We start from the raw sequence: 23864 nt of genomic DNA on the forward strand, positions 1-23864 counted from the left end.
TGGACGAGCTCTCGTCCAACGCTCGAATCCGTCAGGAGGGACAGATGAAGCTGAACCAGCGAAAAGCGTTGCTCGTGGCCGGTGCTCTGCTCGCCGGTCTCGTCGCCTTGTCGGTGCAGGCCGAGACGACGTCGATCAGGAACGGCAGCAATTCGGCGAGCGTGACCCAAAGCGGCGGCGCGGCGACGACCGACAAGAAGGTCGAGACACGCTCCGGCTATACAAGGATCGAACAGCACAGCGGCGGCAACTCGGCCACGATCGTGCAGCGATCGGGACCGGTCACACCGCCGACGACAGAGGCCGACCCCGGACAGAACTCCGCGGTGCCATCCACGCCGGTCGATCCCGATGCGATGGACGACGATGATGATCGCAAGTCCGCGTCGACGGAGCCGAACGTCTATCGCGAGGTCCGCAAGGGCGCCTCGCCGCAATCGCAGAAGACGCTCGACAAGCTGATGACGTCGATGGGCCTGCAGAAGAAGATGTGAGGCCGCGGCGGGGCCGGGCCGATCCGCCAGGCTCCATCGCGCTTGTTCGACATCGCTCCTCCGGCAGCGACAGCCGTCACCGGCTGTCGCTGCGTTGTGGTGTCTACAGGCTATCGCATACTGAGGTCCGCAGCTGTGCCGGCGAACGATCCTGCCAATGAGTGTCACCGTCATGCCCGGGCTTGTCCCGGGCATCCACGTGGTTCTCAGCATGCCGAACGACGTGGATGGCCGGGACAAGCCCGGCCATGACGTTGTGGAGACAGATGAGCGCAAATCTCCGATCGTCATGTGCAATTGCCCCGTACTCCCAGCGAGGTGTTTGAGGCGCGCTGGCAATTGGCTTTTTGCCTCACACGACCGCCGCGGATTATGGGTCCCGGATCGGCGCCTCGCCGCGCTGGCGCGCGTCGTGGCTTGTCCGGGACGACGGTGGTGGGCGAGGCGCGCATCTGTATCAACACCCTCGCCGTCGTCCCGGACGAGCTGCGCTAGCGCGCCAGCGTTGGTGCAGCGCCGATCCGGGACCCATACCCCCAGGGAGCGGTTTGAGGCGCGCTGGCAATTGGCTTTTTGCCCGACACGACCGCCGCGGCGTATGGGTCCCGGATCGGCGCCTCGCCGCGCTGGCGCGCGTCGTGGCTGGTCCGGAACGACAGTGGTGGGCGAGGCGGGTGGTCACGCGAAAGGGTCATGGAGAGCGCGAGTAGCAGAGTGTGACCTGCGGCACGGAAGCAGGCGTGGGCGCCGCGTAGTCTCCAACCATCGAACGGCAATGACGCGGTTCGAAACCGATCACAGGGAAAACGCCATGCTCCGCTCCATCCTTCTCGTCTCCGCCGCCGTCCTGACGCTCGCCTCCTCGGGCGCCTATGCCGGCAACTCGTCCTCGATCGTGCAGAACGGCAACGGCAACGGTGCCGAGACCTTCCAGAAGGGCCGCAACAACGACAGCCAGATCATCCAGTACGGCAACGGCAACGGCGCCGGCGTGCATCAGATCGGCCGCAACAACAACGCCGGCATCGGCCAGAACGGCGACGGCAACTACGCCGGTGTGTGGCAGCGCCGCCGTTGATCGGTGAGCGCGCGGCGGAAGGAAGCAGAACCGGTCCCCCGCTTCCTTCACGCCGACGCCGCAATCGAACGAGCAGGTGCCGTCATCGTTGACGGCATCTGCCGGGTCGCGAGGGCGGGAGCCGGGAGCTCACACCCGCTGCGATGTGACGAAAACCTACTCTCGCGCCAATGCCGTCGCCGGATCGAGCCGGGAGGCGCTGCGCGCCGGCATGTAGCCGAAGCCGATGCCGATCGCCATCGAGATGACGGCAGCGCCGGCCATCGTCAGTGGCGAATAGATCAGCTGGAAGCCGACATCGAGCGCGTTGAAGACGGTGCCGAAGCCGATGGCCACGGTCAGGCCGAGCGCCCCGCCGAGCAGGCAGACCAGCACCGCTTCGATCAGGAACTGCATCAGGATGTCGCTGCGCCGCGCGCCGACCGCCATGCGCACGCCGATCTCGCCGACGCGTTCCGACACTGACACCAGCATGATGTTCATCACGCCGATGCCGCCGACCAGCAGCGAGATCACCGCAATCGCGGCGACCAGCAAGGTCAGCACCTGCGTGGTGCTCTCGACCGTCTTGCGGATGTCGTCGGTGTTGAGCACGAAGAAGTCCTTGGCGTTGTGCCGCGCCGTCAACAGCGCGGTGGCGGCGCGCTCGGCCTCCGCCATCGGCGTCGCTTCGTCGACGCGCAGGCTGATGCTGCGCAGGACCTGGTTGCCGAGGAAGCGGGCTTGTACCGTGGTGTATGGCAAATAGACGATCGGCGTGGAGCTCGAGCCGAAGCCCGCCTGCTGCTGCTTGGTGATGCCGACCACGCGGCAGGGCACCTTGCCGATCAGGATCACCCTGCCGAGCGGGCTGACATCGGCATCGGGAAACAGCGCCTTGCGTGCATTGTCGTCGATCACGGCATCCTGGGCATAGGACCGCACGGTGTCGGCATCGAGATAGCCGCCTTCGGCGAGCTCGGTGTTCTTGACGCGGAAATACTGCTCGCCGACGCCGGAGATCTGCGCGCTGACCTCGATCGCGCCGAACCGCAAGGTGCTGGTGGTCGAGACCGTCGGCGAGATCGCATCGACATAGGGCTGCTGCGCCATCACCTTGGCGTCGGCGACCACCAGCGTCCGGATCTTGCCCGAGCGCGTGTCGCCGAAATCCTTGCCCGGAAAGAATTCGAGCGTGTTGGTGCCGAGGCGGTTGATGTTCTCCAGCACGCGTGCCTGCGAGCCGCGGCCGAGCGCGAGCACCAGCACGACGGAGGCGACGCCGATGATGATGCCGAGCATGGTCAGGAAGGCGCGCAACCGGTGTGCGTTCATTGCGAGCAGCGCCATGCGGGCGGCCTCGCGCAGCCGATCGAGATGGCTGCGCCACCATGACCATGGCGGCAACGCGTGATCGTCCGGCACGACAGCAGAGGCCGGAGCGGAGGAGCGCGGATTGAGCCGGTCGGAGATGACGCAGCCGTCCTGGATCTCGATGATGCGCCGCGCGCGCTGGGCGACGGTCGTATCATGGGTGACGATGATGACCGTCCGGCCGGACGCGCTGATCTCGTCGAGGATGCGCAGTACCTCCTCGCCGCTGGCGCGGTCGAGCGCGCCGGTCGGCTCGTCCGCGAGGATCACGTCGGGATCGTTGACCAGGGCACGCGCGATCGACACTCTTTGCTGCTGGCCGCCGGACAACTGCCCCGGCTTGTGTCCGACGCGGCTGCCCATGCCGAGCCGTTGTAGCAGCGCCTCGGCCTTGCGGCGCCGGGTCGCGGACGACAGTCCCGAATACACCGCGGGCACCTCGGCATTCTCCGCGGCGGTCAGCTCGCCCAGCAGGTGATAACGCTGGAAGATGAAGCCGAAATGCTCGCGGCGCAGCGCCGCGAGTTCGTCCGGGTCGAGCGAGTTCATCTCGCGTCCGGCGATCCGGTAGCTGCCGGAGGTCGGGCGATCGAGGCAGCCGAGAATGTTCATCAGCGTCGATTTTCCGGAGCCGGACTGGCCGACGATGGCGACCATCTCGCCGCGCGCGATTCTGATGTCGACGCCCCGCAGCGCGTGCACGGTGCTGTCGCCCGACGCGTAGCGCCGGCCGACATCGTGCAGATCGATCAGCGGCGCCGCCATCACATGCCTCCGCCCGGCGGTGGCGGCATCATTGTCTGTTTCGGCGCTTCATCCGGGGTGGAGATCACGACGCGTTCGCCCTCGCGCAGGCCGGACGTCACCTCGGCCCTGATCTTGTTGTTGAGCCCGATGCGTACCGCGCGCTTCTGCAGGCTCCCGGCCTCGTCGAGGACGCGCACGGCGTAGCTGCCGTCGGCGTTGGCGCTCCCGAGCGCGGAGGACGGGATCGTCGGCACCTTGCGGGCTTCGCCGAGCAGGATGTGGACCTCGGCGGTCATATAGGTCATCAGCCGCCCGTCGGGATTGGCGATATCGAACACGCCGTTGTAGTAGATCGCTGACGACGTGGAGGACGAGGACGAACTGCTGCTGCTCGATGTCGTGGTCGTGCTGGACGAGAAGCTCGAATCGCTCTTGATGGACTCCGGCGCCGGCTCGATGCTCCGCAACGTCGCCTCGTAGCGCCGGTCGGGATCGCCGAGGATCGTGAAATAGACGTTCTGTCCGGGCTGCACCCGGACGACGTCGGCCTCGGAGATTTCGACGCGCACCGTCATCGTCTCGACCTGGCCGAGGACGACGATGGTCGGCGCCGACTGCACCGCATTGACGGTCTGGCCCTGCTGGGTGACGATCGAGAGCACGGTGCCGTCGATCGGCGCGGTGATCCTGGTGTAGCCGAGATTGACGCGCGCGGTCTCGATCGCGACCTCGGCCTCGACGATCTGCGCGTCGAGCTGCGCGATCTGCGCCTGGGTCTGCTTCACCGTCGCTTCGGCGTTGTCGTAGTCCGCACGCGACGACGCCTTCTGCGCCAGTGTCGCCTGCTGGCGCGCGAGGTTCGCCTCGGCGAGCGTCAGCGTCGCCAGTTTCTCGTCGCGCTGGGCGCGCACATTGCGCAACGCAGCCTCGTTGGTGCGCAGCGTGTATTGCTGGGTCAGCGAGTCGATCTCGGCGATGAGATCGCCGGCCTTGACCCGCTCGCCGAGCTTGACATTGAGCGCGACCAGCCGCCCCGAGGCCTGGGCGCCGACCGCCACCAGCTTGACCGGCTTCAGCGTGCCAGTGGCCAGCACGGTCTGCTCGATGTCGCCGATCGTCACCGGCGCGGTCACCAGCTTGGTGTTGGAATTGGCCGTGTAGCGGGAGGCGAGCAGGGCGGCTGATGCGGCGGCAGCGATCAGGCTGAGGATCAGCCATTTCCGCCCGCGTGCGCGTTTCGGCGGCGACGTGGGCGAGCCGCTGTCGTCGATCGCGACGGTGCGGGGCATCTGGGGCAAGGGTGCGTTCATCGGCTTACTTCGCAGTCACTGGGACATCACGGCGCAACTCAGCGGGGTTCGACGGCTTGAACGAGATGCGGACCTGTGCCGGCGTCGACGATTTCAGGCTTGGAGCTGTCGAGCACGCCACCCCAGCCGCCGCCCAGCGCCTTGGCGAGCGCGACGTAGTCCTTCGCCAGGGTGGCCCGGCTGGCGAGCAGACTGTCCTCGGCCGTGAACTGCGAGCGCTCGGCGTCGAGCACGTCGAGGAACGTGCTGGAGCCGGTCTGGTAGAGCGCGCGCGACAGCCGCGCGGCCTCGCCATAGCGTCGCGCCGATTCCCCGAGGCTGCGGATGCGAAGCCGTTCCTGGGCCAGGTTGACGATGGCGTTCTCGACGTCCTCCAGCGCGCTGAGCACGGCGCTGCGCCAGGCGACATGGTATTCGTCGCGCTGCGCCTCGGCGATCTCGACCGCCGCCTGCAGCTTGCCGCCGTTGAAGATCGGGACCGAGACGCTCGGTCCGATCGACCAGCCGATCGTCGAGTTCTTGCCGAGATCGCCGAGCTTCAGCGCGGTCGTCGACACGGTGCCGCTGAGGCTGACGTCCGGATACAGCGCGGCGGTCGCCTGGCCGATCTTCGCGGTGGACTGCGCGAGCTGCCGCTCCGCCTTGCGGACATCCGGACGCATCACCAGCACGTCGGCCGGGATGCCTTTCGGCAGCGGCAGGCGCGGCGCGGGGATCGGCGTGGAGCGGGACAGAAGCTGGCTGAGCGCGGTCGGATCGCGTCCGAGCAGCACGCCGAGCCGGTGCACGGCCTGCTGATAGCTGGCCTCATAGGTCGGGATCGTCGCCTCCGTGCTCGCGGCGAGCGCGCTCGCCTTGGCGGTGTCGACGGCCGAGGCCGAGCCGGCCGCCTGCTTGCGCTCCGTCAGCGCCGCGGTCTCGCGCTGCGAGGCCGCCGTGCGCCGCGCCAAGGCCGCGCGCGCCTGATAGGCGCGGGCATCGATGTAGTTGGAGCCGACGTCGCCGATCAAGGTCAGCAGGGTCGCGCGCAGATCGTCCTCGGCCGCATCAACGCCGTAACTGGCCGCCTCGAGCGCGCGACGGTTGGCGCCGAACAGGTCGAGCTCCCAGCTCGCATCGAAGCCCGCCTGGTATTGGCTGTACGTCGCCGGTGCGATGGCGATGCCGCTCGTCGACGACCCGCTGCTGCGGGTCTCAGTCGCCGCGCCGCTGCCGCTCACGCTCGGAAACAGCGCGCCGACGGCCTGGCGCTGCGTCGCCCGGGCCTCGCGGATGCGCGCCTTGGCGGCGGCGACGTCGAGATTGCCGGCGACGGCCTCGCCGATCAGTTGATCGAGCAGCGGATCGCCGAGATTGCGCCACCATTGCGCGAGCTTCAACGCCTGCGCCGGCCGATTGGTCTCGCTGCTCCAGCGCGCTGGCGTGCCGAAATCCGGTGTGATGTAGTCGGGGCCGACGGCGCAGCCGGCGAGCAGCGGATGCAGGAGGCAGAGTGCGAGCAGGGCGGGCTTCACGGGGCTTTGGCATCGCGGTTCGGAAGAGACCCCGCCGGCCGCGTCAGCCTTGTCGCAGGACTTTCCTGGTGATGTTTGTCTGGTGCCGAAAGGTCTTAGGCGGGCCGCCGGTTGCGCAGGGTTAAGTCGCGTGAAGAAATGTTTCCGCCTTAACAATACAGCTTGATTTCGCCACGATCGGGAGGCGCTTCGGGCTGTTCTTTCCGGCCAAAATCGACCATGTTCTGCGCATGATGTCGTCACACAATACCGCCGTGGCCGCCGACGCCAACCTCGCGGCGCCGGCGCGCATCCTCTGCGTCGAGGACGATCGCGAGATCGCAGCGCTGCTGACCGAGCTGTTGCAGGAGCACGGCTTCGCGCCGCGCTTCGTCGCCTCCGCAGCCGCCATGCACGACGTCCTGCAGCGCGAGCAGGTCGATCTCATCATGCTCGACGTGATGCTGCCCGACGAGGACGGCCTGAGCATCTGCCGCAAGCTGCGCCAGATCTCGACCGTGCCGATCATCATGGTCACCGCGAAAGGCGAGGACATTGACCGCATCCTCGGCCTCGAGCTCGGCGCCGACGACTACGTCGTCAAGCCGTTCAATCCGCGCGAGCTGGTCGCGCGTATCCGCGCGCTGCTGCGCCGCTCGCAATTGCATCCCGCAGTCATCGCCGCGCGCCAGGCGCCGATGATCTTCGACGGCTGGCGCATTGAGCCTGCGACCCGCACGCTGTTCGATCCCGATCGGGTCAAGATCACGCTCACCAGCGCCGAGTTCGACATCCTGCTGGCGTTCTGCCGCAACGCCGGGCGCGTGCTGTCGCGCGAGCAACTGATCGAGCAGGCGCATGGCGGCCAGGCCGGTCCGGTCGAGCGCAGCATCGACGTTCACATCAGCCGCATCCGCCAGAAGATCGAGCCCGGCGCCAGGAGCTGGTCGCTGATCAAGACCGTCCGGCTCGGCGGCTACGTGTTCACGCCAAAGGTCGAGACGCTCGATGAAGCCTGATCACAAGACCTGCAGCAACACGTTCCCGCGGCTCGGCCTCACCACGCAGATCGTGACCCTGGCGTCGTTGTCGGTGCTGTTCGGCATGGTGCTGATGATCGCCGCGGCGCTGTTGTTCCTCGATCCCCCCGACGAGCAGGAATCGCCGGCCTATGGCGTCGCGCGCGTCGCCGAGGCCGTGCATTTCGTCCGCGCCGCCAACGATCCCGTCGCGATCGAGAGCAGCCTCTCGAGTCTGCGCAACTCCGGCATCCCCGTCGAACTGGTGCCGCTGACCTCGCTCACGCTGCTGGCGAAGCCGGCGCGCCATGTGCCGTTGACCACGAAGCTCGCCCGCCGCCAGCTCGGCGTGCTGCGCGACGTCACCTTGCTGCACGGTGTCGGCTATGGCGCGGCGCCGCCGACCCAGATCATCGTCCAGGTCGACGGCGAGCGCGCGCTGGTGTTCGACGACGTGCCGCGGCTCGACTTCTGGCCGATGGTGGTCAAGCCGACCATGGTGTTCCTGTTCCTCATCCTGATCCTCGGCGTGCTGCTGTCGATCTACGCGGCGCGGGCGATCATCCGGCCGCTGTCGGAGATGGCGCGCGCGGCGACTGCGTTCGGCCGCTCGCCGGGCGCCCAGGAGCCGCTCGGCCGGCGCGGGCCGAAGGAGATCGTACAGGTCGCCGACGCCTTGAACGAGATGCAGGCGCGGATCCGCGCGCTGCTCGACGACCGCACGCGGATGCTGGCGGCGATCAGCCACGATCTGCGCACGCCGCTGACGCGGCTGCGGCTGCGCTCGGATCGGATCGGGCAGGTCGAGATGCGCGCGGCGATGCAGCGCGACATCGACCAGGTCAGCCGCATGCTCGACGAGACGCTCGATTACTTGCGCGACGACACCAAGGCCGAGCAGCCGGCGCGCATCGAGCTCGCGAGCCTGTTGGAGACGATCTGCTGCGACTTCGCCGATGTCGGCCATGCCGTCAGCTTCGAGGGACCGCCGCGGCTGGTGTGCGAAGGGCGACCGCGGGCGCTGTCGCGCGCGGTGACAAACGTCGTCGAGAACGCGGTCAAGCACGGCACGCAGGTCGTGGTCAGCCTGGATACGACGATCGAGGGCGTGATCGCGATCGAGGTCGCCGATGACGGCCCGGGCATTCCGCAGGCGCTGCAGGCGCGTGCGCTGGAGCCGTTCGTCAAGCTCGACCAGGCGCGATCGGCCGGCGGCTTCGGCCTCGGCCTGTCGATCGCGCAGGAGATCATGAAGAAGCACGAGGGCGGCATCGCCCTGATGCCGAACACGCCGCGCGGCCTGCGCGTGCGGCTGTCACTGCCGTCGCAAAGCGCGGTGCCGGCTGTGATGCCCGCCAAGGTCGCCTGAGCGCAACAAACAAAAAGGCCTCGCCGGCGACCGGCGAGGCCTTGCGCGTGGGCTGAACGAGGGACCGGCGTCAGCTCACGCGTTTCCAGGTCTGGCCGCCGCAGAACAGGCCGCCGAAGGCGCAGCCCTGGACGCGCAGGGTGGTCGGGTTCTTGAGCACGATGGTCGAGTCGTAGTTGCCGCCGCCGTCGGGATCGTGGATGCGGCCGACCCATTTGCTGTCCTTCGGCTTCATGTTGATCAGGATCTTCTCCCGCGTCTTCTCGGCGAAGCCGCAGATGTTGGGTCCGCACGGCTCGATCACGACATTGCCCTTGCCGGCCTCGGTGGCCCACACGCCGAGCGGTGAGTTCGGGTCCGCGGCCGGCGCCGGCGCGGGCTGAACAGCCGCGGGTGCGGCAGCCACGGTGGTCGGTACGGGAGCAGGGGCGGCGGGCTGCGGCTGGACCACGGGAGCAGCCGCGGTCGCAGTGACCGGGGCGGGTGCCACTGGCATCTGTACGGTCGGTGCCGGAGCGGGAGCGGCCGCAACGGGCGCAGGCGGCGTCACGACCGGCGCGGCGGCGGCAGGCGCAGCAACCGGCGCAGGGGCGGTGACCGCGGGTGCTGTCGCGACGGGGGCCGGCGTTGGCGCCGCCGGAGCGGTTGCGGCCGGCGCCGTGCTCGTGGCGGGCGTGTCATCATCGTCGAGCTTGGATTTCAGCCCGCTGAGATCGATGCCGGAGACCTGCAGGCACGACAGCGACTGGCAGTTGCGCGGGACGGTGACGCGGATCTTGCGGCCGTCGAAATCGAACGCGATCGAGCTGCCGGCCTGCGCGGCGCTGCTCGCGATCAGAACGGCGGCTGCGGCCAGAACGATGGTCTTCATGATGAGCTCCCTCGGGGCGGCGTCGTGAACCTGAGGGAACTTTTAAGGGGCTGAGACCCGCCGATCTGTGACGCAGGTCACCGTCGCGTCCGCCGAGCGGGCGACGCCGGCCGGACGCGCGCGCGTCACGCGCTGCGGCTCCTAGACCAGCCCGATCACGATTGCGCCAACGAAGGCAAACGCAGCATACGCGACCATCGTGCTCCACCGACCGGCAGGGGTCATGACACGGCTCCCGTTCTCAGCGTTTTCGGACTGCGGCGGAGATTAACCTGTCTGCAGCGGCAGAAAAGACAGCGGCGCTGCCGCTTGCGCAGGTTTCGATCAGCTCGCGCGCCACGATGGTTTCCGCGCCGTGAACAGACGACGTTGACAGCTCCTTAAGCAAATTGCCGCAAACCTCTGCACATGACGCGCGGAGTTCGTTTGTATCTCGTCGGCTCCATCGTCCTTGTTTCGCTTGCGGGTTGCGGCCGTGGATTCTTCCAGGAGCGCGAGCCGTGGCGGGCCGAGGCCGAGATCGCCTGCCTGAAATCAGGAGCGGTGAAGGAGAGCGCGGACATCGTCCGCATCGATCCGATCTCCGGCCCCGGCATGTGCGGCGCCGACTATCCGTTGAAGGTGGCGGCGCTCGGCGAAGCGACCGCGAGCTATGGCTTCGCCGACGAGAGCCTGCGTCCGCCGGGATCGATCGGCGGCCAGCCGCGCTGGCCGATCAACAAGCAGCCGCAAAACTATCCGTCGTCGACCTATCAGCCGCCGCCGGTCTATCCGCCGTCGAATGCTGGCTATCCCGCGGCACCGGCCCAGCCGGGCTATGGCGCAGCGCCCGGCGCGCCGCTGCAGCTCGAGCCGCCCGCCGGCGAGGATGACGTCAACCTGCCGGCCGACAGGTCGTATCCCGCCGCGCCGTATCGAGGCCAGCCGGCGCCGCGCACCGCGTATCCGCAGCAGGAGCCCCCGCCGCGGCTCGGGCCCTCGCGCGATCCGGTCGGCACCACCGGCCCGGTGGCGGTGAAGCCGACCGCGACGCTGGCCTGTCCGATCGTCTCGGCGCTCGATCGCTGGCTCGCGGAATCGGTGCAGCCGGCGGCGCAGCGCTGGTTCGGCCAGCGCGTGGTCGAGATCAAGCAGATCTCGGCCTATTCCTGCCGCGGCATGAACGGCAATCCGAGCGCGCACATCTCCGAGCACGCCTTCGGCAACGCGCTCGACATCTCGGCCTTCATCCTCTCTGACGGCCGCCGCATCACCGTCAAGGACGGCTGGATCGGTCTGCCGGAAGAGCAGGGCTTTCTGCGCGACATCCAGGGCGGGGCCTGCCAGCAGTTCACCACCGTGCTCGCGCCGGGCTCGAACGTCTATCACTACGACCACATCCATGTGGACCTGATGCGCCGCGCCAGCCGCCGGCTGATCTGCCAGCCTGCCGCGCAATCCGGCGAGACGGTCGCCGCCCGCGCCCAGCAGCGCCGCTACGGCTACGGCCAGCGCGATCCCGACGTGACCAGCTCGATCGCCTCGCGCAAGCAGCCCAAGTCGATCGGGCAGTTGATCAACGAGGAAGACGAGTACCGGGATTACTGAGAGGCGAGTGGCGAATAGGGATCTCCCGTCTTCGCTCCTTGCCCTATTCGCTACTCGCCATTCCCCTTCCTGTGCGCCGCTGTGGATTTCTCGCGCCTCGGTCAGGCGCAAAGCCGTGCATGTCCCGCTCCGGCACGTCATCGTCACCAGCGCGAGATCAGGGTTAACGGTCCGTTCACCATCCCATTCGTCCGCCATTGGCCGACACTAGACCTGCCACACTCGCCAGGAACAAGGCGCGCGGGGTTCTGGTTTGCTGCCGGAGTGGGAGTGGTGGAGATGGCATCGTATCGCATCAGGGCGATTGGCGCGGGCTTCGAGGTCAGCACCGAGGAGCATCCCGTGCTGGTGTGCCGCTCGCTCAAGACCGCCCGCCGCGCCGTGGCCGATGCCGAGCGACTGGCGCTGCTGCCGCCGAAGCCGATCCCGTGGCGGGTGCAGCCGGAGAGGGAGGCCTGCGACGACTTCAGCGGGGACGATCTCGAGTTCGAGATCGCTATCGTCGCGGACGGCCCGCCGTTGTGCGGGTGACGAGCTGCGGGCTTGTATGGTCTCGCCTGGTTAGCTGCCCTCTAGCAGCGAGCGCGATGCGCTCCCTCTCCCCGTTCTTTACGGGGAGAGGGCTGGGGTGAGGGGCAGCCACACGGACGGAGCAAGTAATGAGTTCAATTCCCCGCCATCCTAAGTCTTCGGTGATGCAGTTGTCTTGCTTCGGCTTGGCAAGGACTGTTGGAGACCGCCATTCACACCACCCGTGCCGCTGCCCCTCACCCCGACCCTCTCCCCGTGAAGAACGGGGAGAGGGAGCGCACCGTCGCTGCCACGTGGACATCGATCTTCATCAGCATCGCTTCGAGCTGCCTAAGTCGACTCCTTATCAGTCAGAGCTCTTCTCCTCACGAAGCCGAGCTCTTCGCCAAGGCGACGGTGAGCTCCCCTCCCCCTTGCGGGGAGGGGTTGGGGGTGGGGGTCTCCGGGCGCCGAACTTAGTGAGTGGCACCCTTGTGATGCTGTCACCTGTAAGCGCGGCGATAGCGCGACGTGCATGTGAATAGGGCCGGGGCTCATCATCGGCAGCGGAGTTCGTGGACCCCCACCCCCGACCCCTCCCCGCAAGGGGGAGGGGAGCGCACCGTTCGTGCGGCGAGCGTGTGCCTCGATCGAAGATCGGAGCAACGACATGCGGCCGAGGGAACGATCCGCGGCTATGACGAACGCGTTCTAGAACGTCCCAGCCACCGTCACCCTGAACGTCAGCGGCTCGATCGGGTGGAGGATGCGGTCCATGATTCCGGTCTGGCAGATTTGCGCCGGCACGCCCGTGGGCGTGCTGCCGTAGCATGCCTGGTAGAGCTGGTCGGTCCGCAGCAGCGAGCCGTAGCCGTAGGAGATCTGGTTGGCCTTGGTGTTGAGCAGGTTCAGAACGTCGAGCTGGATGCGCCAGCCATTGGCGTCGCGGAAGCCGATGCGGCCGTTGAAAACGCTGGTGGCGGTCGAGCGGAAGAAGTTGTCCTCGGTGAGCGGCGTGGATCCGAGATAACGCCAGCGCAAGCCGCCGAACCAGCCGGTCTGTTCCCCCAGCGTGATTCCGGCGGAGGCGATCATCGCGGGCGCGTTGGGGATGTAGTTGCCGGGCGCATTGCCGCGCAGCACCTCGGCCGGCGCGCCGGCGGCGACGAGCTGCGCGTAGGCGTCGGCCTGGTCGGTGTTGTCGCCGACGAAGCGCGCATGCGTCATCGCAAGATCGGCGTCGATGTCGATCCAGGAGGCCGGCCGATAGCGGTTGGTCAGTTCGAAGCCGTAGCGGCGGCTCGGCCGGCTCGCCTCGGTGTTGCCGGCATCGCCAGAAAACAGGATTTCCGAGTCCTGGTTGAGCATGAATACGCTGAGCGACGAGTCGAGCCCCGGAATGATCCGCGTGCGCACGCCGACCTCGGCGCCTTTGGTGCGCACCAGCAGCGGCGACGATTCGATCCGGCTGCCCGGCGCCGTCGGATCGTCCGTGGTGGTGGCGCCGCGGGCGTCGTTGCTGTGCATGCCATAGCCGGCGCCGAGGAAGAACTCGGTCTTCTCGAACGGCCCGATCACCATGCGAAACTTCGGGCTGCCGAGGTTCGCCGCCGCATCGCCGGTGTTGTTGCCGTTATACAGCGAGAAAACGTGGGTCTGGTAGGTGTCGCCGCGATAGCCGACGGTGGTGCGCAGCCAGTCGGTCCAGCGCACGGTGTTCTCGGCATAGAGCCCGATGCTGCCTTCGCCGACCTTGTCGCTGCGCACGGGGCTCAGATAGTTGCGTTGCGCCGTGTAGCTGAGCGCCAGCGCGATGTCGTCATAGCGCGTCTGGACACCGAAGGTGGTCTCCATCGGCCGCCCGGCGAAACTGCCGTTGAACGTCCGGGACGCATTGGCGCCGATCATCAGCCGATCGTCATGCTGGTGGAACTGATCGCCATTGACGGGATCGCGCAGCGCGTAGGTGAAGTTGTTGTAGAGATCGAGCTGGCTCTTCACGACATAGGCGTTGGCCTTCCACGAGCCGGATTCATCGGTCCCCGCGATCCGGCCGGATAGCGCGAAGCGGTTGGTCTTGCCGCCGTCGCTGGGATCGATCGCATCGTAGCGGCCGAGCAGGCCGGAGGTGAGAGCGCGCTCCGGCACCTGGTCGGTCGACGTCCAGCGGTTCGCATAGGCCATGCCGGTGATCGAGATGCCGTCGGTCGCTGTGCCCTGCGAGTAGCGCATCAGGCCGTTGAGCTTCTTGGCGTCGTCGGGCGTCGTCCACGGCCCGTCATAGCGGCCGGCTTCGCCCGCGATCAGCAAATGGCCGTCGCCGACATGCACGGAGTCCATGCCGAAGAAGCGGCGATAGCCGAAGCTGCCCGCGGTCATCTGCGCAATCGCCTTCGGCACGGTGTCGACCAGCCCGATATGCACGCTGCCCACCGAGGCGAAGTCGCCTTCGTCGGCGAAGTAGGGCCCCTTGCGGACGTCGACGCGGCCGATCGTCTCCGGCATCAGCCAGTTGAGGTCGGCATAGCCCTGGCCATGCGCATGGGTGCGCATGTTGACCGGCACGTCGTCCACGAACAGCGCCAGATCGGTGCCGTGGTCGAGATTGTAGCCGCGCAGAAAATACTGGTTGGCTTTGCCTTCGCCGGAATGCTGCGTGACGATCAGGCCGGGCACGGCTTCCAGCACCTCGCCGGGCCGCGTCGCCGGCCGGGCGTTGATGTCGCCGCCGGTGATGACGGTCTCGCTCGCCATGCTCTGCGGGCGCCCCGGGCCGGAGCCGACATTGGGCGCGCCCGAGGGCGGAGCCGCCGCCGCGGCAGGGACGAGGCCTGCGGCGGGACGGACGGTGCCGGGCTTCGGCCGCTGCGCTTCGCGCCTCGCCTGCGGTTTCGGCTTGGCGGGGTGCTTCGGCGCATCGACGGCGACGGTGGGCAACTCGGCCGGAGCGCGCTCGGGATGTGCCTCCGCCTGCTGCAGCAAGGCCGCCATCAGCACCCAAACACTCGCTCCACGCCACCGCATCGTCGCCACGCGCCTCGATCTCATCATCGGGGCACGCGACGTCGTTCGCCGCCAGCCCTCATTGGCCGCCGGCACGCTCGCTTGGATCGCCCCACTGTCGAGTGTTAAAGAACGCTACGGTGACACCAGTATGATGTCAACGAGCAAACATCATACTCAACATCAAGCTCATGAAACAGTGTTGCCGCCGGGAGACGATGCATGCAGCGCCTGACGATCACCATCGACGACGATCTGCTCGCGGAGGTCGATGCCTTCATGGAACGGCGCGGCTACGACAACCGCTCCGAGGCGTTTCGCGACCTCCTGCGCAGCGGCCTGGAGAGCGCCGACACCGGCGCCAGCGACACCCGCCCCTGCATCGCGACACTGAGCTACGTTTACGACCACGCCGCGCGCGAACTGCCGAAGCGCCTGACGCAGGAGGCGCACGACCATTCCGGGCTGGCGCAGGCGACGCTCCACGTCCACATCGACCAGGAGAGCTGCCTCGAGGTCACCGTGCTCAAGGGCGAGCGCCGTGAGGTCAAGGCCTTCGCCGACCACGTCATCGCCGAACGCGGCGTCCGCCACGGTCACGTCGCGCTGATGCCGATCGAGCCGGCGGCGGGGCATGGGCACAGCCATTCGCACAGCCATAGCAGCAGCCACAGCCACTCGCATTCCCACACGACGAAGAGCGGGAAGAAGTAGGAGGGTGGGCAAAGGCGCGCCCCGATGCTGCTGATAGAATTTGGTCCCTCGCGCGCCGTGCCCACCGCGGTGTCTCGGTTGCTTACGGTGCACTCCGCCGTCATGCCCGCGCTGCCAACTCAGTCCTCCCCTGTCGTCCCGGACAAGCGCGCGGTCACGCGCGCGCCGATCCGGGATCCATAACCACAGGGCGTGGGTTGAGGCACGCTGGCCGCTACATGGTGCCCAGCCACGACCGGCACGGGCGTATGGATCCCGGGTCGGCGACCACCAACGCTGTCGCGTTGGCGGCCTTGCCCGGGATGACACTGGATTTGGGGCGTGCGGCTCGCCCCACACTCCGCCGTCACACCAGCGAAAGCGGGTATCCAGTACGCCGCGGCTTCTCGGCGCTATCACAGCCGTCTCGGAGTACTGGATCGCCCGGTCAAGTGTTTAGCCCGGGGAGATAGCCGACACCTGTTCGGGGACATCACCGACACTTTTGCCATTCGTCAAGTTGATCGTCGCGACTTGATGGGCAGCGAAGAAGACTCCGTATTGGCCATCGACGGAGAGGGGCCTGATGGCCAGACGTTCGCCTCCAAAGGCTTGTGGGACCTTCCACAGACGGCCTTTGAAGTGGACATAGGACTTTGTGGTGGACACGGAACGAACAGTCTCGGTGCTGTCGTATTCTGGCGAAGGCAGGCGATCCGGCATCATTCGCGGGCTCGGCCGGTAGCGGCTCGCCGGTACCTGCTGATTGAGTGCCTCATGGGGGCGCTCGAAGTTGTAGACCTCCCGCCAGGCATCGAAGGCGTCTTGTGCTGCTGTCAGATTGCGGAAGCAGCGCAAGGCAAACACTTCTGCATTGAGCGTGCGATGGAAGCGTTCGTCCTTGCCCCGGCTCTGTGGATGGTAGGGACGGCTGCGGATCACCGAGACACCGAGCTTGAGCAGCCAGACAGAGAATCTCGTCCAATGTTCGCCGGACGAATCCGACCACGGCGAGCCGTTGTCGACGAAGACGGCGTCCGGCAAGCCATAATGACGGAACGTCGTCCGCAGCCTGTCGCGCACGGTCTCATCGCGTTGATCGGCGCAGGCCTGCAGGCACAGATCGAAGCGCGAGTAGTCGTCCAGCACGGTCAAGGGATGGCATTGCACGTTGTTGCCGACCCGAACCCAACCTTTGAAATCCATCTGCCACAGCAGGTTTGGAGCCGACATCTCGAAGCGCTCCGTGGCCGGCGGGCCACCTGGCGCGGGCACGATCCGACCGGTCCGGCGCAGGATTTCGTGAATGGTCGACAGCGCTGGCGAACTGTGACCGGCCCGTTCCAGACAGCTCGCGATCTTGCGTGCCCCCCACGCAGGATGAGCATCCCTGACGGCAAGGATGCGCTCCTCGAGCTCGGCAGCAGTGCGCGCCGGGCTCGTACGCGGCCGGCGCGATCGTTCGATCAGCTCCTGACTGGCCTGCTTACGCTGGATCCACTTGTAACCCGTGGAGGGATGAATGCCGAAGCGCCGGCACAGATCGCGCCGGTTGGCCCCTTCCTGCAGTGCAAGCCGCACGAACTCCCGCCTCTGTTCCATTACCGACACCTCGCGCCAGGGCATGGACTTGGCCTCCCAAACCGCCAAATCCTTGCATTATGACGTGTCGGCTATGTCTCCGAACACCTGTCGGTGATGTATCCGGGCTGAACATCAAGCCGGGCGATGACGGTTGAGGGGGGAGGGCGCAGCATGCCCCAATCGTCATTGCGAGGAGCGCAAGCGACGACTTGTCCGCCAGAGCCCGCAGGGCGACGGCGGAAGCAATCCAGAGTCGCGGGTGACGCCCCTGGATTGCTTCGCTTCGCGTAACTACCCAGGTCGCCGCTCTGTCAAGCAAGGCGGATTGTATGGATGAGCTGTGTTGGGCATAGGGTCAATGTTTCGAGCATGTTCCATCCGCGCTTTCGTGCGGTGCCGATCAGGGTTCGGAGCGTTGCGAAATTGTCGGCACCTTGTGAGGTGCGAAAGCCGCCGGAGATCTTCTGCCGCAACTTCATCATGCGAGCATCGCGCTCGGCCTCGTTGTTGGTAAATGGTACGGCTGGGTTGCGCAGGAACAGCAGCACGGCGGCTTTATGCAGCTCGAGGCGCAACAGGAGATTATGGCCGGTGCGCCGTCTGATCCGCCCGCGTTTGACGTTGCGAGACAACTCGGGAAGCGCCTTGTGCCAAGCGATGCCGTCGCGGATGATGCGGTCATACTGCCGTTCGGCGGCACGGATTTTGTCGGGAGGCAGCGCACCTGTCTGGCCGGCTGGACGCTCGAGCGCCAGATTGACCTCGTGGCACAGCTTGCGAAGCAGGGTGCGCATGCGCCGGGCCCAGGCCTCGCCATCGATGTCGACCAGCGCCGTCAACTCGCGCAGATGATGCGCATTGCACAGCGCATGGGTGACGCCCGGCATCTGGAAGTAGGATGTCCAGTGATCGTGCATCACGATATGCGCCGCTTGCGTCAGCACCTCACCTCGCCTGCGGGAGACGCGATAGTGCACCAGCCCATTGCTCCCGGCGGTGCCTGCGACATGCAGCCATTGCGGCGTGGCACCCACCCAAAACCCGGTCTCATCCAGGTGCTTGACCGGTGCCCGGCGGATCTCTTCGCAGACCGCCGCGGCGAAGGCCTGCGTCCGGCTGGCGGCACGGGCGATCATCTGCCCAATCGTGCCGGCCGAAACGGTCACGCCAAACAGATCGGTAAGGACTTGCCCCAAACGATCTTCCGGCAGGAACTGTCCGGCCGACAGATACGTCACGACGGCGGACAATCGTGCGCCATATTGCACCGGCGCCCTGACCTCCGGAGGAAACGATCCCGTCGTGACCGCGCCACAGCCGCTGCATCTGCAGCGATAACGCTGATGCTCCGTGACGAGCAGCGGTCTCGGCGCCGGCAGATCGAACACCTGACGGCGGTCGACAAGGTCCAGCGGCTCCTCGCCCAGCGCGGCTTGGCAGTGTCCGCACGTGGCAGGCCGGTGGATGATCGTATGATCGACCTGTTCCGACCGCTTCAGGTGTTTGCCGGGATGACCAGGCTGGCCGCCGGGCTTCCTCACCCCTCGCTCACGAAGGCTGCGCGTCCGGCGAGGACCCTGGCCCGGCCCATCGCTCGAAGGCGGCTTGCTGCTGTTGGAGCTATCCAGGCCAAGTCGGCGCTCCAGATCGGCCACACGGGTCAACAGCAACGCGTTCTGCTGTTCCAGCAGCGCGTTGCGCGCCTGCAGCTCCCCGATCAGGACCAGCAGCGAATCAACGGACAAAGCGTACGGCAGCTTCATCCATACCTTGACTCACAAACACATGTGGCCAGTCAAGCGATACAGACGGACACCTGGGCAGTTACCGCTTCGCTCGCAATGACGGCGGAGGGACATTTGCGAGCCACCGAAAAGGCGTGCGCGCAGAAACTCATTTCCGCAGTCCCATCAAGCTGATTTGCCCTGTCCAGTCCCCCGCGTAAAAATAATCACCTTCCATTTTTCCGAATTCCATGTTTTTCTCTCCCCATCCCGCCTCGATCGAAGAGGGACGTTTCGCGGTCGTCACGAGCGTTGGAGGTGGGGAGCGGTGGCCTGTCGGCGCGCAGCGCGCTGGAATCGCGAGCGGACGAACGCGACCGGCAGGACGGTGAAGTCGTAGGGTCCTGGCGCCCCGATGCTGGCGTCAAGTTCGTAGGCGACGTTGAAAGCGTCGCGCGGATGACGGTGGCTAACAAGCCCGGACACCGGGGAGACTGCGTATAATCCGTCAACCCATCGCGCAGGGAAGGCCGGGTGTTCTCGGCCAGACCTGTGGTACCTGCCGCCTGCATTTTTTTCCGCAGGCGGGCCACGGGCGCGGCCAGCGCCCGGCCTTCCCTGCGCCCTCCGATCACAACGAGGGTCATTGGTGAGGGGGATCTGATGGCAAAGCTCGGGCGTCACCTGCCGCGAGAAGGAGAATGCATGTCTTTGACAGACGTGATGGTGACCGACACAGCTGCGTGCTTCAGCGCCGCCGGCAATGGCTCAGTTCTTGATGCCGTAAGTGGCGATGAACATCCGCACGGCGCTCGAGACCACGCGGTGGACATCCTCCGGCGCCGGCGCCGGCGCGCCCTGGAAGATGAAGGGCAGGAACAGGGTGGCCTGGCACATCAACTGGAATTGCGAGGCGGCGAGATGGCAGTCGTCGATGGCGAGCTCCTTCGCCTCGACGCGGGCCTGCAGATAGGCCGCCAGCCGGTTGATAGTGCCCTCGAGCACGCAATCATAATAGCGCCGCCCGACCTCCGGCATCCGCTCGGCGATCGCCATCACGGTCCGAATGGCCGAACCGCCGCCCGGCCGGCACACCACCGCGATCCAGGCCGAGCCGAACTCGTACAGCACGGTGGCGGCATCCCGCGCCGGGTCGAAGCTGAAGTTCGAGGCGCCGCGATGAACCGTCTCCTCCTCGACGATCGCCTCGAACAGTCGGAATTTGTCGGCGAAATAGACGTAGAGCGTGCCCTTGGAGACGCCGGCCGCGCGCGCGATCTCGCCCATGCTGGCGCCGTCGAAGCCGAGGTCCATGAAGACCTTGCGGGCGCCGTCGAGGATCTGGCGCCGCTTCGAGGAATCCTCGTCCTGCGTCACCGGGGGTGTGGTGTGGTCGCCCTCAATCATTGGTTCAGGCTGTTCCCGAAAAAGCCCGTCGAGGCAACGTCGCGACAGGACGTGAGCGAGTATGTTGCGGTCGCGAAGATATAGATTGACCGAACGGTTCGGTCAATGATAGAGATCAAATTGACCGAACGGTTCGGTCGGTTTCTTTGGGGCGAAGCGGCCCCGTTGCCTTGGGTGGGAGTCTGTGATGGCTGCAGCGAGGGAACAGGCTGTGCGGACACGCCGGCCCGAGGCGGAGAGTACGCCAAGCCAGGCCAAGCCTGAGGCGGCCCGTCCGCAGTCCAGCGAAGCGGCGTCGCGCAAACTCGACACGTCAGCCGAGGTCACCATCGAAGCGCCGGCCGAACGGCCCGCGGCGCCGGCGGGTGCTCCCGGGGGACAGAAGCCCGAGGCCTCGACAGTCGCGCCGCCGAAATCCGGTAAGCGCAAGCGCGTCCTCGCCGGCATCGGCCTGCTGCTGGCGCTCGCCGCAGCCGGCTACGCCACGCATTATTTCCTGGTCGGCCGCTTCATGGTCTCGACCGACGATTCCTATGTCCGCGCCAACAACACCATGCTCGGCGCGCGCGTCTCCGGCCACATCCATGAGATCGTGCCGCGCGACAATTCGGTGGTGCGCAAGGGCGACGTGATCTTCCGCATCGACGACGGTGACTACAAGATCGCGGTCGATGCCGCGCGCGCCAAGATCGCGACCCAGGAAGCGACCATCGCCCGGATCGGCCGCCAGGTCGCCGCGCAGCAGAGCGCGGTGGAGCAGGCGCAGGCCAATCTGACCTCGTCGGAAGCCGCGATGAAGCGCGCCGGGCTCGACTATGAGCGCCAGCAGGCGCTGAGCACCAAGGGTTTTGCCTCGCATGCGACCTTCGAGCAGTCGGAGGCCGCGCGCGACCAGGGCCTGGCCGCCGTGCGCGCCGCCCGCGCCGCGTTCGATGCCGCGCGCGACAATGTCGAGGTCACCAAGGCGCAGCAGACGGAGGCAGAGGCGCAGCTCGCCGAGCTGAAGACTTCGCTCGCCAAGGCCGAGCGCGATCTCGAATTCGCAACCGTGCGCGCGCCGGTCGACGGCACTTTCGCCAACCGCCTCGTCAACACCGGCGATTTCGTCGCGGTCGGCCAGCGGCTCGGCAACGTCGTGCCGCTGGATGATGTCTTCATCGACGCGAACTTCAAGGAAACCCAGCTCAAGCGCATCCGTGCCGGCCAGCCGGTGACGATCAAGGTCGATGCCTATGGCGCGCGCGGCTTCAAGGGCGCGGTCGACAGCATCTCGCCGGCCGCGGGCTCGGTGTTCACCTTGCTGCCGCCGGACAACGCGACGGGCAACTTCACCAAGATCGTGCAGCGCCTGCCGGTCCGCATCCGCGTGCCGAAGGACGTCGCGCGCCAGAACCTGCTGCGTGCCGGCATGTCGGTCTACGTCACGGTGGATACGACCGACGGCGCCAAGGATGCGGACAATGATGGCGACCTCGACGCACCGGCGACGGTGCAGGGGAAGTAGTTAGTACGGCGAATGACTGAGGGCTGCAGATAGATCGATTCTGCAGTTGATGTTGAACGAAGCTGCTTCGGCATCGGCAGTGAGCTCCCTCCCCCCTTGCGGGGGAGGGTCGGGGTGGGGGGCTCCGGGCGACACCGCCGTTGGGGACCCCCACCCCCTACCCCTCCCCGCAAGGGGGAGGGGAGCGCACCATTTGCCCGGCGCGGTCATCGACTCCAGCGGACTGATTAGACCATGGCCACCGCCACCACAGCCAACCCCACCATGAGCGCGCCCGCGGCGCCGTCGGACCGCATCGCGCCGCGCAGGCTGATCGCGTTCCTGATCATGGTGTTCGGCATGTTCATGTCGATCCTGGACATCCAGATCGTGTCGGCGTCGCTGACCGAGATTCAGGCCGGCCTGTCGGCGAGCTCCAGCGAAGTGTCGTGGGTGCAGACCGCCTATCTGATCGCCGAAGTGATCGCGATTCCGCTGTCCGGTTTTCTGTCGCGCGCGCTCGGCACGCGGCTGTTGTTCGCGATCTCGGCCGCCGGCTTCACCATCTCCAGCTTCCTGTGCGGCTTCGCCTCGTCGATCGAGCAGATGATCCTGTGGCGCGCGCTGCAGGGTTTCCTCGGCGCCGGCATGATCCCGACCGTGTTCGCCTCGGCCTACACGGTGTTTCCGCGCTCCAAGTTCCACATCGTCGGCCCGATCATCGGCCTGGTCGCGACCTTGGCGCCGACCGTCGGCCCGACCGTCGGCGGCTACATCACCGACGCGATGTCGTGGCACTGGCTGTTCTTCGTCAACATCCCGCCGGGCATCCTGATCACCATCGGCGTGCTGGCGCTGGTCGATTTCGACGAGCCGCATTTCGAGCTGCTGGAGCGCTTCGACTGGTGGGGCCTCCTGTTCATGGCCGGCTTCCTCGGCTCGCTCGAATATGTGCTGGAGGAGGGGCCGCAATATGAGTGGCTGCAGGACACGTCGGTGGCGATCTTCGCCGCAGTGTGCGCGGTGTCCGCGATCGGCTTCTTCTGGCGGGTGCTGACGGCGGAGGAGCCGATCGTCGACCTCTACGCCTTCGGCAACCGTAATTTCGCCGTCGGCTGCCTCCTGCAATTCTGCATCGGCATCGGCCTCTACGGCCTGACCTACATCTATCCGCGCTACCTTGCCGAGGTCCGCGGCTATAGTGCGCTGATGATCGGCGAGACGATGTTCGTCTCCGGCGTGGTGATGTTCCTGATGGCGCCGGTGGTCGGCCGACTGATGGTGAAGATCGACATGCGGCTGATCATCGCCTTCGGCCTCGTCATCTTCGCGATCGGCTCCTACCAGATGACCGGCATCACCCGCGACTACGACTTCTGGGAGCTGTTCGTGCCGCAGGTGATGCGTGGCGTCGGCATGATGTGCGCGATGGTGCCGACCAACAACATCGCACTCGGCACCTTGGCGCCGGACCGCGTCAAGAACGCCTCCGGCCTATTCAATTTGATGCGCAATCTTGGCGGCGCCGTCGGGCTTGCGATCATCAACCAGGTGCTGAACGACCGCACCGACCTGCACATCTCGCGCCTGCACGAGCGCGTGAACTGGGGCAACGCCACCGCGGTCGAGACGCTCAACATGCTGCAGCAGAAGCTGCAGGGCATGGGCGATTCCGCTGTCATGGCGATGAAGCAACTCTCGCAGATCGTGCATCGCCAAGCCGTGGTGATGGGTTATGGCGACGCGTTCTTCATGCTGACCTGCTTCTACATCGCGCTCAGCTTCATGGTGCTGCTGCTCAACAAGCCGAGCTCGCCGATGGCCGGCGGCGGCGACGCACATTGACGTGAGCGGCCCGCGCGACGACCGCGGGTTGCCAAATCGTACCATCGATGGTATGGACCACGAATTGTCGCTCGAACCGGGGAGATCTGCATGACTACATCGCATCTGCAGACCGTTTGCACCCGGTCGATGCTCGCGCTTTCGACCCTCGTGCTCTCTACGCCCGCACGGTCGATGCCGGTCCTGGTGTTCCGCCGCTCGCATTGAGCGCCGCCGTACTTCCCACAATCTGATTCATCATTCGCAGACCGCGCGTCGCCTCGCGTCTGCTTCATTTGGAGCCGGCCTGGCGCC

17 protein-coding genes are annotated in these 23864 nt (G+C 66.6%); 9 read left to right on the plus strand and 8 right to left on the minus strand.

Annotated elements, in window-relative coordinates; all coding sequences use genetic code 11:
• Nucleotides 1-44: 44 nt before the first annotated feature.
• Nucleotides 45-494 carry a hypothetical protein gene (locus tag ACQR1L_RS25230; RefSeq protein ID WP_434860617.1) on the plus strand — a complete coding sequence of 150 codons (450 nt, stop codon included), beginning with the start codon at nt 45-47 and terminating at the stop codon, nt 492-494.
• Nucleotides 495-1305: 811 nt separating this feature from the next.
• Complete coding sequence (locus ACQR1L_RS25235) at nt 1306-1572, plus strand: hypothetical protein (RefSeq protein ID WP_434860618.1); 267 nt, start codon at nt 1306-1308, stop codon at nt 1570-1572.
• A gap of 156 nt (nt 1573-1728) precedes the next feature.
• On the opposite strand, the gene ACQR1L_RS25240 is transcribed toward ACQR1L_RS25235, so the two are convergent.
• From ACQR1L_RS25240 to ACQR1L_RS25250, 3 genes are read right to left on the minus strand one after another with little or no spacing between them, the layout of a single operon-like run.
• Complete coding sequence (locus ACQR1L_RS25240) at nt 1729-3690, minus strand: MacB family efflux pump subunit (protein ID WP_434860619.1); 1962 nt, start codon at nt 3688-3690, stop codon at nt 1729-1731.
• Entirely contained in the window at nt 3690-4982 is a 1293-nt protein-coding gene (locus ACQR1L_RS25245) for an efflux RND transporter periplasmic adaptor subunit (protein WP_434860620.1), read from the minus strand. The genes ACQR1L_RS25240 and ACQR1L_RS25245 overlap by 1 nt, the downstream gene beginning before the upstream one ends.
• A 38-nt stretch (nt 4983-5020) precedes the next feature.
• On the minus strand, nt 5021-6496 hold the full coding sequence (locus ACQR1L_RS25250) for an efflux transporter outer membrane subunit (protein ID WP_434860621.1): 1476 nt from the start codon (nt 6494-6496) through the stop codon (nt 5021-5023).
• A 230-nt stretch (nt 6497-6726) separates the two neighbouring features.
• On the opposite strand from ACQR1L_RS25250, the gene ACQR1L_RS25255 reads away from it, so the two are divergent.
• Both ACQR1L_RS25255 and ACQR1L_RS25260 read left to right on the plus strand, forming a co-directional pair.
• Nucleotides 6727-7494 carry a response regulator gene (locus ACQR1L_RS25255; protein ID WP_434860622.1) on the plus strand — a complete coding sequence of 256 codons (768 nt, stop codon included), beginning with the start codon at nt 6727-6729 and terminating at the stop codon, nt 7492-7494.
• Nucleotides 7484-8863, plus strand: coding sequence for an ATP-binding protein (locus ACQR1L_RS25260; RefSeq protein WP_434860623.1), 1380 nt, complete (start codon nt 7484-7486; stop codon nt 8861-8863). Before ACQR1L_RS25255 ends, ACQR1L_RS25260 begins: the two co-directional genes overlap by 11 nt.
• Before the next feature lie 70 nt (nt 8864-8933).
• Here the strand turns inward: ACQR1L_RS25260 and ACQR1L_RS25265 are convergent, their stop codons facing one another.
• Entirely contained in the window at nt 8934-9734 is an 801-nt protein-coding gene (locus ACQR1L_RS25265) for a DUF2147 domain-containing protein (RefSeq protein ID WP_434860624.1), read from the minus strand.
• A 408-nt stretch (nt 9735-10142) separates the two neighbouring features.
• On the opposite strand from ACQR1L_RS25265, the gene ACQR1L_RS25270 reads away from it, so the two are divergent.
• Together ACQR1L_RS25270 and ACQR1L_RS25275 are read left to right on the plus strand one after the other, a co-directional pair.
• Nucleotides 10143-11321: an extensin family protein gene (locus tag ACQR1L_RS25270; protein WP_434860625.1), complete on the plus strand. Its 1179-nt coding sequence runs from the start codon at nt 10143-10145 to the stop codon at nt 11319-11321.
• Nucleotides 11322-11600: 279 nt separating this feature from the next.
• A complete protein-coding gene (locus tag ACQR1L_RS25275) occupies nt 11601-11852 on the plus strand; it encodes a hypothetical protein (protein WP_434860626.1) in 252 nt (83 codons plus the stop codon).
• 690 nt (nt 11853-12542) lie between these two features.
• Here ACQR1L_RS25275 and ACQR1L_RS25280 read toward each other — a convergent pair.
• A complete protein-coding gene (locus ACQR1L_RS25280) occupies nt 12543-14855 on the minus strand; it encodes a TonB-dependent receptor (RefSeq protein WP_434860749.1) in 2313 nt (770 codons plus the stop codon).
• Between the two features lie 201 nt (nt 14856-15056).
• Here ACQR1L_RS25280 and nikR point away from each other — a divergent pair, with 201 nt between their 5' ends.
• Nucleotides 15057-15548, plus strand: a complete 492-nt coding sequence (nikR, locus tag ACQR1L_RS25285; RefSeq protein WP_434860627.1) for a nickel-responsive transcriptional regulator NikR — start codon at nt 15057-15059, stop codon at nt 15546-15548.
• 435 nt (nt 15549-15983) lie between these two features.
• Here nikR and ACQR1L_RS25290 read toward each other — a convergent pair whose 3' ends face one another.
• The 3 genes from ACQR1L_RS25290 to ACQR1L_RS25300 form a co-directional block, all read right to left on the minus strand.
• Nucleotides 15984-17153: an IS481 family transposase gene (locus ACQR1L_RS25290; protein ID WP_434859824.1), complete on the minus strand. Its 1170-nt coding sequence runs from the start codon at nt 17151-17153 to the stop codon at nt 15984-15986.
• A gap of 269 nt (nt 17154-17422) precedes the next feature.
• Nucleotides 17423-18874 carry an IS66 family transposase gene (gene tnpC / locus ACQR1L_RS25295; protein ID WP_434860628.1) on the minus strand — a complete coding sequence of 484 codons (1452 nt, stop codon included), beginning with the start codon at nt 18872-18874 and terminating at the stop codon, nt 17423-17425.
• 729 nt (nt 18875-19603) lie between these two features.
• Nucleotides 19604-20242 (minus strand): TetR/AcrR family transcriptional regulator, encoded by a 639-nt coding sequence (locus ACQR1L_RS25300; RefSeq protein ID WP_434860629.1) that lies wholly within the window; start codon nt 20240-20242, stop codon nt 19604-19606.
• Nucleotides 20243-20429: 187 nt separating this feature from the next.
• Between ACQR1L_RS25300 and ACQR1L_RS25305 the strand changes: the two genes are divergently transcribed.
• Entirely contained in the window at nt 20430-21746 is a 1317-nt protein-coding gene (locus ACQR1L_RS25305) for an HlyD family efflux transporter periplasmic adaptor subunit (protein ID WP_434860630.1), read from the plus strand.
• A 234-nt stretch (nt 21747-21980) separates the two neighbouring features.
• The gene (locus ACQR1L_RS25310; protein ID WP_434860631.1) at nt 21981-23570 is read left to right on the plus strand and encodes a DHA2 family efflux MFS transporter permease subunit; all 1590 of its coding nucleotides are present in this window, start codon (nt 21981-21983) and stop codon (nt 23568-23570) included.
• The last annotated feature ends 294 nt before the right edge of the window (nt 23571-23864 follow it).

It is taken from the genome of Bradyrhizobium sp. HKCCYLR20261 (genome assembly GCF_051168435.1).
GTDB lineage: Bacteria > Pseudomonadota > Alphaproteobacteria > Rhizobiales > Xanthobacteraceae > Bradyrhizobium.